This is a genomic window from Natrinema caseinilyticum (assembly GCF_024227435.1).
In the GTDB taxonomy this organism is placed as follows: domain Archaea; phylum Halobacteriota; class Halobacteria; order Halobacteriales; family Natrialbaceae; genus Natrinema; species Natrinema caseinilyticum.
Genome location: NZ_CP100445.1, coordinates 3,554,109 through 3,566,433 on the forward strand (window position 1 = coordinate 3,554,109; position 12,325 = coordinate 3,566,433).

Consider the following 12,325-nt stretch of genomic DNA (forward strand, 5'->3'; position numbering starts at 1 on the left):
GACTCGAAGCTCCCTCGAACCCGTATATAATCCGCCCAGTATGACCTGCACCAGTGACTTCCAATCTGACGTAATCTATCAACGGGAAGGTGTGTTAAATGGTGTCACATAACGACGCGGAGCAGTCACGATGCAGGACGAGCGACGAGACGCCGACCGAACGGGTCGAGACGACGGCCAGCGAAGAGTTTGCGCCGGACCGAACTCGCGCGATCACTGGACGCTCCGGTTCGAAGGGAGTCGACAGACGACGATTTCTGCAGGCGACGACGGGGACCGCGGCGGTGTTCGCTGGGATTCCGGGAACGGCGGCGGGATGGCGTTCTCAGGCGAGTTACTCCACGTCCGATCGGACGATATCGTCGTTCGACGGGACCGACCTCGCGACGACGTTGTATACGCCCGACGCTGGCGGTCCGAATCCGGCGATTTTGATGACCCACGGATGGGGCGAGAACAGGCGTCTCGCTTCGATGACCGCGTCGATAGCGGCAGGCTACGCGGAGAACGGCTACGTCGTCCTGGCCTACGATTCCCGCGGCGCCTACGGGTCCGACGGGATTTCGGCGGTGAACGGCCCGAACGAGGTCGCGGACGCCAGACACCTCATCGACTGGCTCGCGGGGCGTTCGGACGTCGAAACCGACGGACAGAACGATCCCAAACTGGGGATGGACGGCATCTCCTATGCCGCCGGGCTCCAGCCGCTCGTGGCTGTGGCGGACGATCGGGTGAACGCCATCGTCCCGCGGATCGGCTGGTACGATCTCACCTACTCGTTCGTGCCAAACGGCGTCGTCAAGGACAGCTGGCTCACCTTCTTACTGGCGGCTGGTGTCTTTCAGACGCTCGATTTCGACCCCGGCACCCGCGTCGCGGACCGGATATTCGAGTGGTATCACGACGCCATCGATACCAACCGGTTGCCGACGGACGCCGAGGAAGGGCTCGAGCAGCGATCGCTCGCGTCGCACATCGACCGGTTCGACACACCGACGCTCCTGATCCAGGGCTGGGACGACACGTTGTTCAACCCGAACGAATATCTCCGCGCGTTCCACGAACTGCAGGCTCGCGACGTCGAGTCGGCCATCGTCTTCTACGAGGGCGGCCACGCCATCGAAGAAATTCTGGTTTCGCCCGACGACCGCGCGTACCTGAACGACCTGGCCGTCACCTGGATGGACAAACACCTCCGGGGCGAATCGACCGACGTCCCGACGGTTTCGACGTACCTCAAGCAACGCGACGAGTGGCGGACCGGCTCACAGTTCCCGCCCGCGGACGTCTCGATGACCGCCTACAGCCTCGAGAACGCCACTGAACGCGGAAACCCGCACATCGAACGGTGGAGTTGGTTCCACGACACCGAAGTGACCTACGAGTGGCACGTCGGACGGGACATCGAAGTCGTCGGCACGCCCGAATTCGACCTCGCGGTCGACGTCGCGGGCCCCGAAGCGCGGTTGTTCTTCGATATCAGACACGACGGATCCGACCTGGACGCGATCGGAAAATCCGTCGGAGAGGCCGCCCGCGTCGACGGACCGGGCCGCCAGCGCGTCCAGTTCGAGTTCCCAGTCTTTCAACGGTTCTTCTCGGCCGGTGATACCCTCTCGCTCCGTATCAGCACCGAGAGCCTTCTGTTCGAGGAATCGACTCATACCGACGGCGTGACGGTCCTCCCGTCCCAGTCGGAAATCCGTCTCCCCCAGCGGCCGCAGTGACCGGTCGATGACCGAGCATCGGTGACGGAAGACGACGGGTTCCGGTTCGGCCGTCGTCACCGATCAGGCCCTCGGCGGTCGTCGTTGTCCACGTCCGCCGAACTCCACCATCGCGTCCTCCTCGAGAGAGTGAGTTCGACTCCTCGTAGCGACAGAGTACTGTCGCTTCGTCGGCGTCGTCGAGAACCCGTCACAAACTGTCACCCCGATCCACTGGTCCGTCGTCAGTGAGCCGGACGGGGGATCAATTTCGACGACCCAACGATCTACATTATGCCTCGGCCGAGACGAGTCGTGCCGAAGCCGAATTCCCCACCGTCGGGCCGTGGCGGTGCCTCCGTCACATCCCCATGTCGTCGGCCGCGTCCGGAACGGGTAACTCGTGGGGCGAGACGCCGAGCAGTTCCCCCGCGTGATCGAGCGCCATGTCGAACCCGTAATAGCGCTCGAGTTCGTCTCCCGCCCTCGTTCGCCGAACTTTCAACATCGCGTACCCCTCGAGATTCTGGGCGATCGCCGCCGTCCCGCCCTCGCCTCCACCGTCGCGTTCGAACGCGAGAATTCGCTCCGTTTCGGTTTCGGTGTAAGTCGCCGTGATGCCGTTGGCTTCGGCCGTCCGCTCGTCGGTCATGGTCGGTACTCGTGGGTCGATTACCGGGAATCTGTCGGTTCCGATCCGAACCGGTCGTCCCGGACGGCGAACATCGACACCGATTTTTCGGTCGCCTTCGAGGTGCACCCGTGAGCCGTTCGGACCTCGCTTCGCCTCGTCCACCGCTCGCGACGTTTCGTCTCACGCGAGCGGTCGCCGCCCAGTGGCTCGTCGTTTCCGCGGTGGGGTTTTTCGGCTTCGCGTACTGTTTCGGACACGTCCTCGCCGCGGTTCGCGGAGTCGCTCTCGAGCCGATCGTGATCGAGGCAACCCTTCAGCCCACGATCTTCGGGTGGCTGGCCATCTCGCTGGGATTGCTCGTCTGCGTCGTCGTCCCACACGAGCTGATCCACGGCGGCGTACTGGCATACTACGGCGGTTCGGCGGGGTACGGCGTCGGTGTCTCGCACTTCCTGTTACCGTACGCCTACGCCGAAACTGACGGCACGAGCTACACTCGAAATCAACTCCTCGTGGCACTGTTGGCCCCCTTCGTCGGACTGACGGCGCTCGGACTCTCGGTGATGGTCGTCGTTCCGTCTCCGCTGCTCGTCGTTCCGCTGGCCGCGAACGCGGCCGGTTCGATCGGCGACCTCTGGATGGCCGCCGTTCTCTGTCAGTATCCCGCCGACGTCCGCGTAGGCGGACTCCCCGGCGCCGACGGCCGCGGATTCGGTATTTACGGCTCGAGCAGGTCGACCGCCGCCCGAATTCCGGGCACGCCGCTCCTGTCACGATTCGTCACCGGCGGCGTCGGGACGCTCGCTGCGGTCGCGACGTACGCGCTCGTCGCCGTGTTGCTTTCGCTCGCGTTCGGCACCGGTGACGTCGTCCTCGGCGACCCGGATGCAGGGTGGCTTCTCTTCCGTCACGTCCGGCGGGCGGACGGCAGCGCGATCCTCGAGATCGGCGACGGCCCGCTGCTCGGCGTGGCCGCCCTCGGCGGGCTATCGTGGACGGTGATCGCGTCGGTCCGCAGGCACCTCGTACGCGGATGAGGCGGTCACCGAGGGACACGACGGTACCGAGTACGGGACGCGGCGACCGGCGGCGTCGGAAACCGTAACGCTCGAGCCTGTGCTCCACCGACGCCGTGGTATGACCAAGTGGCTCCGGAGCGGCCGCCGCCGAGACGTCTGCGTTCTGCTCGCGGGCGCTGCCGACGGCGAACTGCGCGGCCAGCAACTGAAATCCCGACTCGAGTCCCACTACGACGACCGGATCGAACCGAAGGCGTTCTACGGCTCGCTCTCCGCGCTGGTCGACGCCGGCTTCGTCGAGAAGCGGACGGCGGGCCTTCACGACGTGTACGCGCTGACCGAAGCCGGCGAAAGGCGAGTGCGAGACCACTACGCGTGGGTTCGGAACTGCCTGGAAAGCTAGCCCTCGGTTCGAGCGGGGCGATCGTGGCTCGAGTAACCGGTCGAGAGGGGATCAGAGATCGTGGCTCGAGTAACCGGTCGAGAGGGGATCAGAGATCGTGGCTCGAGTAACCGGTCGAGAGGGGATCAGAGATCGTGGCTCGAGCGTTAGCCCTCGAGCAACTGGTCGCCGATCGTATTCCGCAGCACTTCGCTGGTCCCTTCGTAGATCTCGTTGAGCTTGGCGTCGCGGTAGAATCGTTGTGCGGCGAAATCCTTGGTATAGCCGTAGCCGCCGTGGATCTGAATCCCTTCGTTCGCGACCTCGCGGCTCACTTCCGACGCGTAGAGCTTCGCCTGGGACGCGTCCTTGATGTAGTTCTCGCCGCGGATTTTTTTGTCGGCGGCTTTGTGCATGAGCATTCGAGCAGCCTGGATCTTGGTGTCCATGTCAGCCAGTTTGTGCTTGATCGACTGGAATTCGCCGATCGGCTGGCCGAACTGCTCGCGTTCGGTGGCGTAATCGCGCGCTTCGTCGAAGGCCGCGCGAGCGATTCCGACGCCGCGTGCGGCGATGGTGATTCGGCCGCCGTTCAACGTCTTCAGCGCGTGGACGAACCCCTCACCCTCGTCGCCGAGTCGGCGGCTCTCGGGAACGCGGAGGTCGTCGAAGCGAAGCTCGGCGGTCGGACAGCCCTTGTCACCGAGTTTCTCCTCCGTGCCTTCGACGATGAAGCCGTCGTCCTCCGCGGGCCTGACGACGAACGACGAGATGCCTTTGTTGCCCGCACCGGGATCGGTCTTCGCGAATAGCGTGACCGTGTCGGCGACCGAGCCGTTCGAAATCCAGAGTTTACCGCCGTTGATGACGTACTCGTCGCCCGCTTTTTCCGCAGTGGTCTCCATCGCGGGCACGTCGCTTCCCGCGCCCGCCTCCGAGAGCGCGAACGCGCCGACGTCCTCGCCCGCGGCCAGCGGCGTCAGGTACTCCTCCTTTTGCAACTCGTCGCCGAACTCGTAGAGCATGTTCCCGGCCAGCGACGTGTGGGCGGCCACGATCGTCCCCAGTCCGCCGGACCCGCGGGCGATCTCCTCGAGGCCGATCGCGTACGAGTGGTAATCCAGCCCGGCACCGCCGTACTCTTCGGGAAACGGCATTCCCATCAGTCCGAGTTCGGCCATTTCGTCGACGAGATCTCGGGGAAACTCGTCGTCGTGGTCGATCTCGTCGGCGACGGGGACGACCTCCTCGTCGACGAACTCCGACACCATGTCGCGAATCTGTTGCTGCTCGGCCGAGAGTGCAAAGTCCATGGTCGATGATTTGGGACCTCGCTTCTTTATTGTTCTTCTTTCGCTGATCCAGTTTCGAACACCGCTCGAGAAAACGGACTCCCCGCCGGTCTGGGAGACGGGAACTGGACTCGTGCGATGCGCGACCGACCGCTGCTGTCCGGACGCGGCTCCTCGAGGGAGACGGATCTCGGAGCTACGACTCGTCGACGAGCTGATTCGCACGGGCCACGACGTACAGCAGGACGATCCCGGTGCCGACCGCCAGGACGAACTGCGCCGCGAGCGAGAGTACCGCCGAGAAGACGGGGACGAACGCGAAGATTCGAAGCAGGAGGAATTGCAAAACAAGCGGGACGAGGGCGATCGCCCCGACGACCGCGACGAGCTTCGCGAGGGGGACCGCCTCCTCGAGCAACTGGTCGGTATCGAGTTCTCCGGACTGCGGATCGAAGAACGGTCTCGAAGGAGCCATTTTCTACGTATCACTGCGCCTGAATAATAGGTCTTCGGGATCTGCGGCGAAATGCCGGTGGAAATGACCGTCTGCGACCGGTATTATCGGCTCGGTTACCTGTACGTCAGAGAACCATTGGGGATGCGACCGAACTGGATCTCGATACCGGCTCGTCGATACTGGTCGGGGCGCCGGTACTGGTGTATCCGTACTCCGTGTGTCCGGGGTCAAAGCGGAGCCCTCAAATCACTCGTTTTCGAAGGGAGAGCCAGTGGTCCTCGCTCTCACCGAACCGTTGCTCGCCGACCCGTTCGCCGTGATGAACACGGTCGGACTGGTCGCGTTCGCCCTGGTCGGGGCGACCAAGGCCATCCGCGAGGAATTCGACGTCTTCGGAATCGCGGTCGTCGGGCTCGTCACGGCGTTCGCCGGTGGGATCACGCGGGACCTTCTCGTCGACCGCATCCCGCTGGCGCTCACCTCGGTCGGCGAAATCGCGCTCGGCTTACTCGGAATCGCCCTGGCGATCGGGCTGCGTACCGCACTCGAGTCTCCGGACGGCCATCCGATCACGCTCCTCTCGGACGCCGTCGGACTCGCCGCGTTCGCGACGGCCGGCGCCATCGTCGCGACGGGGGCCGGCGTCTCGAGTTTCGGCGTCGTCGCGATCGCGACGATCAACGCGGTCGGCGGCGGTGCGTTCGCGGATATCCTCCTAGATCGATCGCCGTTCATCCTGTTCGACGACTTCTACGCGAGTTGTGCCGTCGTGGGCGGAAGCGTCTACGTGCTCGTGGGAAGTCTCGGTGGGGCGGAAAGTACCGCCGCGGCGGCCTGTGCCGCAGTGACGGTGGGGACGCGACTGACGGCGGTCACCTACGGCTGGCGCCTCCCGACGGCGGAGATGCTCGGACTCGCACGGGACGAGCCCCGCGATAGCCGGTAGCGCGTCACATCGAGGACGGCCGCTCGTTCGTCGCACCGACGACGGCCGGACACAGGTCGGCAGGCGGAGTTCGATCCTCGTTCGAGGGTGCTACTCGTCGCCGGTCGCTGTCTCTGGAGCGTCTTCGCTCGTATCGAGTTCGCCCTCGAGGTACGCTTCTCCGGCGTCCGTAATCACATAGACGCCGTTTCCGAGGTGCGTGAGCAGACCGTGATCCGCGAGTTTCCGAAGACGCCGAGAGATGTGCGATTTCGAGACCCGAACATACCCGCTCTCCTCGAGTTCTTTCGGGGAGCCGGCTCCCTCCGTTCGGATGTACTCGAGGATACGATCGTCCCATATCGTCATCCATGATCCCGATTTACGCATTCTCGTCCCCTATACACTCTTTAGTTCCCTATGCGGTCGGTATAGTGCTGATTGGTCATAGAATTACATTTATGCAATTCTGTGGCATTGATGGCGAATGGGTGCCTCCAACTCGGCTTGCGACGACTCTCGTCGGATCGTGAGAACGGGCGACGTTCCAGCGCCGCCCGAAAGGAGGCCCCGTTGCCATCGCATGAATTCCGGGCCATCCGTGGGGCGAAGACCCCACGCACGACGAAACGAATCGCCGTCCAAAAGATCTGACGCTCACGGGGCCTGCGGCGCTCGAGCCCCAGGTTCCACCGCCCGCATCGAATCAGCCCTTCGGCCGGACGCGGTCGGCCGGGCTATCGCGCGACTGTCGCTCGAGGATCGCGCACGTGCCGCCGACGTCGACGCGACGGAGGGCGATCGGACGTGACGACCCGCTCCCGGGATCGCGCGCGGATCCGTCTGATCGAGATTCGCGACCAGGTCCGGACGGCCGACCGGGCGCTGCCCGATCCTCTGACGCTCGAGCCGTCGATCAGGAACATCAGCGAGACGATCGAGGCGGCCGACCGGATCGCCGGTGACGGTGCTTCGACCGCCGCCGTCGACGATCGGTGACGGAAACCGACCCGGCGGCGCGGTCGCCGATGGGTCGACAGTAATCGGATCGATGAGGACCAATGAGGTCCGACGAGAGCCGACGTCCTCGATTCGATCCGGTCCCGCCCGAACGGGTCGTTCCGACCGCTCGTATGGGTCAGTAGTCTCCGACGACTCCACTCCAGCTCAGAATCGACGACCCGCACGTTACCGCCGCGAGTCGGCACCGCGTCGCCGTCTGAATATTATCGTGAATGTGCGACGTACAAGCAACCCGACGCGGCCGTAACTGACGGTCTGCGCCCACAACCGAGCGGAAGATCACGCCGAGACCGCGGCGTTTTTCCCGGATGGTAACCAAACTAACTCGAGTAGATGACCACGGGCCAGCCCGAACCCCCCACCGACGCCGACCTCGAGTGGTGTTACGACGCGGTTCACGGCGTTTCGCGGACTTTTTCGATTACGATCGATCGGCTCGAAGAGCCGATGGCGAGACACATCTGTCTCGGCTACCTACTTTGTAGAATAGCTGATACGATAGAGGACGCGGGACACATCCCACCGGAAACGCAGACCGAACTGCTCGCGGAGTACGATCGATTGCTCGACCCGAACGCGGACGGCTCCGTCTCGGCGTTCATGGACGACGTCGAGCCGTGGATTCCGGACGACCGCACCGACGACTGGGAGGTCGTCGCCGAGACACCGCGCGTGCTCCAGACGTTCGAATCGCTCGACGAAGAACCGCGCGAGATAATGCGCGAACCGGTCCGCGAACTCGTCGACGGGATGGCGATGTTCACCGATCGATACGCCACCGAAGGCGGACTGCGCCTGCAGACCGTCGAGGAACTCGAGGAGTACTGCTGGTACGCAGCCGGGACGGTCGGCACCCTGATAACCGGGCTGGTCGCCCGCGGGACCTCACGCGATCGAGCCGCGGAGATGCGTCAAAACGCGCGTTCGTTCGCGCTCTTGCTCCAGTTGGTCAACATCGCGAAAGACGTCGAGTCGGACTATCACGACGAAAACAACGTCTACCTCCCGGCCGAGTGGCTCGCGGCAGAGGACGTCGACGTCGAGTCCGTCACCGACGAGGCCCATCGTGGTGGCGTCACCAACGTCATCAAGCGCGTCACCGGCCGCGCAGAACGCTATCTCGACGATGCCCAGCGCTACCTCGAGGTCGTCCCGGAACACCACGGGAACCGGCTCTCGGCGTGGGCGATTCCCTACCTGCTCGCGGTGGGTACTCTCCGAGAGCTTCGGGAACGTCCGGAGGACGTCGTTCGCGAGGGCGACGTCAAGGTATCCCGCGCGGAGGTGTACGAACTCCTCCAGCAGTTCGAAGACGGCGTTCCCCGCTCTCGGCTCGAGGAACTTCGCAGCAAGATGTCGCAGCAGCCGCTTCACCAGTGATCGACGGCCGGTGAACCGGCCGACCACGGTGGCCCGTGATCGCTTTCGACGCGGATTTTCGACTCGGACCCGTCCGGGTACAGTTACGGGCGGCGATCCGACAGTTCGTTCGACCGACCGAAAGGCCGAGCGTGTCTCGAGGAACGTCGACGAGGAACGCCTGCCGGGATGCGTCGCGCCGAAAACACGAGGCGAGTCGCGGGGGTGGCTATATCGAGGCGTTCGTCGCCGCCGCTCACCCGCTCGCTCCCACGGTGGAAGACACAACACGTTTAGTAGCTACCTGATAAGATGAGAGAAATCGCCATCGGTGCGGCACGCGATCGGACCGACCGCTGGCCTGTCAGTCATGAGCGTTCACGAATCGATTTCGACGCGCGCCGACGGCGTTTGTCGTCGCGTTCGCGGTGCCCTCGAACGTCGGTTCGGTATCGATCGGCGTGCGCTGGCGACTTTTCGAATGGCACTCGGGTGTATTCTGCTGTTCGACGTCGGTCACCGATCGCAGGACGTCGTCGCGTTTTACACCGACAGGGGAGTGTTGCCCCGCGCAGTGCTCTTCGAACAGTCCGCGGCCGGTCGCTACTCGATACACGCGCTCTCGGGAGAGCTGTGGGTACTGGGTGTGCTGTTCGCCTGTGCGGCAGCGCTCGCGCCTCGCGTTGCTCGCCGGGTATCGAACGCGAACTGCGACGATCCTCTCGTTTCTCCTGCTCGTCTCGGTCCAGTTCCGAAATCCGTTCGTGTTGAACGCCGCAGACAAGTTACTCCGCCAGGTCCTCCTTCTCGCCGTATTCCTGCCGCTAGGGGATCGCTGGACGATCGATACCTTGCGGGATGCTGACAGCGACACCGGTCGCGAATTGAACGGGGAGTCCAGCGTTCGGTCCGGAAAAAGCGATCGTGGAACCGTGGTTCGATCCGGGACGGGCCCTGGATTTGAAAGCGACGACCGGGTCACGACGCCGGCAACTGCGGCGATGCTCGTCTCCATCGTCGTCGTCTTCGTGAACAACGCGCTCCGCAAGGCCGAGGGGGAACTGTGGTATATCGGCGAGGCGCTCGACTACGCGCTCCGTCAGGACCACCTCACCACCCTCCTCGGGGACGTCGTCGCGACCTATCCGCTCTTTCTCGAGGGGGCCACCTACGGCTGGACCGGGCTGGTGACCGGCGCACCGCTCGTGCTCTTGCTCACCGGCCGCCGTCGGATCGCATACGTCGCGGCCTTTCTCGCCGCCGTCACCGGCATGGCGCTCTCGATGGCGGTCGGACTCTTCCCTGCCGTCCTGGCCGCCGCGTTCCTCCTGTTTCTCCCGCCCCGGGTATGGGACGCACTCGAGGGCGCCGCCGATCGGGTCGCCGGTCTCGAGCGCGCGGCGGCGGTGGGTCGGCGCGCAACCGATCGTTTGCCACGGTCGCGTCCGGTCGGGTCGGTGCTTTCGGACCCGATCCGCGGGTGGGCACGCCGGTGCTGGTCGCTCGTTCTCGTGGGCGTTTTGATCGTCGTCGTCCTGTGGAGCGTCGCGCTGGTCGGGGCCGGGAGTTCGGTCGAACCCATCGACTCGCTGGACCTGGAGGATCACCAGTGGCGGATGTTCGCTCCGGATCCGAGTACGAGCTACGGATGGTACGTGGTCGCCGCCCAGGTAGACGGCGGCGAAGACGTGGACGTCCTCTGCAGGGGCGAACTCGAAGCCGATCGGCCGCCGGACGCAGCCGACACGATTCCGACCTTTCGCTGGCGGCGGTATCTGGACTCGATAGCCGACGACGACGAACTCGCCGCGCAGTTCGCCGTCTCCATGTGCGAACGTGCGCGCACATGGGCCGATGCACCCGTCGAGACGGTTACCGTGACGTACACCGAACAGCAGATCCAACTCGACGGCGAACCACCGCCCCCGGAGACCGTCGAGGTGATCGAGCGATCGTGTTCGAACGACCGGAACGCTGAATTACAGCCGGTTCCAACTGTCGGCTAACCGATGAGCGAAGCCACCGCGGACGACGATCCGGTCATCCTCTTCGACGGCGTCTGCAACCTCTGTAACGGGTTCGTCCAGTTCATCCTCCCGCGGGATACGGACGGCACCTTTCGCTTCGCATCACTCCAGTCGGACGTTGGCAAGGAACTACTGGCTGAACACGGGTTGCCGACCGACGAACTCGAGTCGGTCGTCCTGATCGAGGGCGACGACAGTTACGTGAAGTCGAGCGCGGTCATCAGAATCGCTCGACGCCTCGGCGGGATCTATACGTTGTTCGGCCCGTTCAGGTTCGTTCCGAAAGCGATCAGAGACCGAGCGTACGACTTCGTCGCCGCTCACCGCTACCGCTGGTTCGGCAAGAAAGACCAGTGTGCGATGCCGCCGCGTGACGTCGACGTCGGCGCCCGATTCTTGGAGTGAACTTCGCTCGCGAAACGGGCCGTCGCTTTCGCGGTCAGGAGAGCGAGAGACCGCGAATCTCGACCGAACTACCGTCGGCGACGCGGCCGATGATCCGACCGTCGGTGGCGGCGACGAGATCCGCGGCCCGATCCTCGGGAAGCGAGACGACGAATCCGGTTCCCATGTTGAACGTCCGGTGCATTTCGTCGTCCGTCACGTTCCCTTCCTCCTGTACGAACTCGAAGATCGGGTGTGCCGGCAGCGGATCGTCGATCACGTACTCGCGCTCGCCCATCCGCAGCAGGTTCGTCCAGCCGCCGCCGGTCACGTGCGCCGCCGCGCGGACGCCGTGGTCGCGCATCGGCTCGAGCAGGTCCGTGTAGATCCGGGTCGGTCGGAGCAGTTCCTCGCCGATCGTCACCGTCGGGTCGAGCGGGAACGCGTCGGTGTAGTCGTGATCGCGCGTCACCGCCTCGCGGGCGAGAGTCAACCCGTTCGAGTGGATCCCGTTCGACGGGAATCCCACGACCGCGTCACCGACCTGCGCGTCACCGTCGAAGACGTCCTCCGCGTCGGCGAGACCGGCGCAGGTGCCCGCGAGGTCGAATCCGGTCACGACCTCGGGCATCACCGCGGTCTCGCCGCCGAGCATCGTGAGATCGGCCCGCTCCAAGCCGACCGCGAGGCCTTCCCCGATCTGGTTGGTCAGTTCCTCGTCGGGTTCGTCGATCGCGAGGTAGTCGACGAACGCGATCGGTTCGACGCCCGCCGCGACGAGGTCGTTGACGTTCATCGCGATGCAGTCGATGCCGATCGTCGAGAAGTCGGAGATCGCCTCCGCGATGAGGAGCTTCGTCCCGACGCCGTCGGTCGCCAGCGCGAGATATCGGTCGCCGATGTCGATCAGTCCGGCGTACTCGGTCCGCAGGTCGCTACCGAAGGCCTCGAGCAGGGCCGCGGTCGCGTCCTCGCTGGCCTCGATGTCGACGCCGGTCTCGGCGTAGGTGAGCCGTTCCTCGTCCGCGTCGTCCGTATCGGTCATACTCGAACGACCTCTCGGGGCGAGCAAAAGGCCACCGGTCCGGCGGACGTCGACGTCGCAGTGACGCTCCGC

13 protein-coding genes are annotated in these 12,325 nt (G+C 64.6%); 8 read left to right on the forward strand and 5 right to left on the reverse strand.

Annotated elements, in window-relative coordinates; all coding sequences use genetic code 11:
- Positions 1–98 precede the first annotated feature (98 nt).
- Positions 99–1,727, forward strand: a complete 1,629-nt coding sequence (locus NJT13_RS17470; protein WP_254523020.1) for a CocE/NonD family hydrolase — start codon at positions 99–101, stop codon at positions 1,725–1,727.
- Between the two features lie 340 nt (positions 1,728–2,067).
- Here the strand turns inward: NJT13_RS17470 and NJT13_RS17475 are convergent, their stop codons facing one another.
- Positions 2,068–2,358 carry a DUF7111 family protein gene (locus NJT13_RS17475; RefSeq protein WP_254523021.1) on the reverse strand — a complete coding sequence of 97 codons (291 nt, stop codon included), beginning with the start codon at positions 2,356–2,358 and terminating at the stop codon, positions 2,068–2,070.
- A 110-nt stretch (positions 2,359–2,468) separates the two neighbouring features.
- Here NJT13_RS17475 and NJT13_RS17480 point away from each other — a divergent pair, with 110 nt between their 5' ends.
- Together NJT13_RS17480 and NJT13_RS17485 are read left to right on the forward strand one after the other, a co-directional pair.
- The gene (locus NJT13_RS17480; RefSeq protein ID WP_254523024.1) at positions 2,469–3,377 is read left to right on the forward strand and encodes a DUF3267 domain-containing protein; all 909 of its coding nucleotides are present in this window, start codon (positions 2,469–2,471) and stop codon (positions 3,375–3,377) included.
- Positions 3,378–3,477: 100 nt separating this feature from the next.
- Positions 3,478–3,762, forward strand: coding sequence for a PadR family transcriptional regulator (locus NJT13_RS17485; RefSeq protein WP_254523025.1), 285 nt, complete (start codon positions 3,478–3,480; stop codon positions 3,760–3,762).
- Between the two features lie 146 nt (positions 3,763–3,908).
- Here NJT13_RS17485 and NJT13_RS17490 read toward each other — a convergent pair whose 3' ends face one another.
- Positions 3,909–5,054: an acyl-CoA dehydrogenase gene (locus NJT13_RS17490; protein ID WP_254523027.1), complete on the reverse strand. Its 1,146-nt coding sequence runs from the start codon at positions 5,052–5,054 to the stop codon at positions 3,909–3,911.
- Positions 5,055–5,229: 175 nt separating this feature from the next.
- Positions 5,230–5,508 (reverse strand): hypothetical protein, encoded by a 279-nt coding sequence (locus tag NJT13_RS17495; RefSeq protein ID WP_254523028.1) that lies wholly within the window; start codon positions 5,506–5,508, stop codon positions 5,230–5,232.
- Positions 5,509–5,809: 301 nt separating this feature from the next.
- Here NJT13_RS17495 and NJT13_RS17500 point away from each other — a divergent pair, with 301 nt between their 5' ends.
- Entirely contained in the window at positions 5,810–6,436 is a 627-nt protein-coding gene (locus NJT13_RS17500) for a trimeric intracellular cation channel family protein (RefSeq protein WP_254525481.1), read from the forward strand.
- Between the two features lie 90 nt (positions 6,437–6,526).
- Here the strand turns inward: NJT13_RS17500 and NJT13_RS17505 are convergent, their stop codons facing one another.
- Positions 6,527–6,805 (reverse strand): helix-turn-helix domain-containing protein, encoded by a 279-nt coding sequence (locus tag NJT13_RS17505; RefSeq protein ID WP_254523029.1) that lies wholly within the window; start codon positions 6,803–6,805, stop codon positions 6,527–6,529.
- A 417-nt stretch (positions 6,806–7,222) separates the two neighbouring features.
- Between NJT13_RS17505 and NJT13_RS17510 the strand changes: the two genes are divergently transcribed.
- The 4 genes from NJT13_RS17510 (at position 7,223) to NJT13_RS17525 (ending at position 11,229) form a co-directional block, all read left to right on the forward strand.
- Positions 7,223–7,414 carry a hypothetical protein gene (locus NJT13_RS17510; protein ID WP_254523030.1) on the forward strand — a complete coding sequence of 64 codons (192 nt, stop codon included), beginning with the start codon at positions 7,223–7,225 and terminating at the stop codon, positions 7,412–7,414.
- Between the two features lie 357 nt (positions 7,415–7,771).
- Complete coding sequence (locus NJT13_RS17515; RefSeq protein WP_254523031.1) at positions 7,772–8,818, forward strand: phytoene/squalene synthase family protein; 1,047 nt, start codon at positions 7,772–7,774, stop codon at positions 8,816–8,818.
- A gap of 638 nt (positions 8,819–9,456) precedes the next feature.
- Positions 9,457–10,803, forward strand: coding sequence for a hypothetical protein (locus NJT13_RS17520; RefSeq protein ID WP_254523032.1), 1,347 nt, complete (start codon positions 9,457–9,459; stop codon positions 10,801–10,803).
- 3 nt (positions 10,804–10,806) lie between these two features.
- Positions 10,807–11,229: a thiol-disulfide oxidoreductase DCC family protein gene (locus NJT13_RS17525; RefSeq protein WP_254523034.1), complete on the forward strand. Its 423-nt coding sequence runs from the start codon at positions 10,807–10,809 to the stop codon at positions 11,227–11,229.
- A gap of 34 nt (positions 11,230–11,263) precedes the next feature.
- Here the strand turns inward: NJT13_RS17525 and purM are convergent, their stop codons facing one another.
- Complete coding sequence (gene purM / locus NJT13_RS17530; protein ID WP_254523035.1) at positions 11,264–12,253, reverse strand: phosphoribosylformylglycinamidine cyclo-ligase; 990 nt, start codon at positions 12,251–12,253, stop codon at positions 11,264–11,266.
- Between the last annotated feature and the right edge of the window lie 72 nt (positions 12,254–12,325).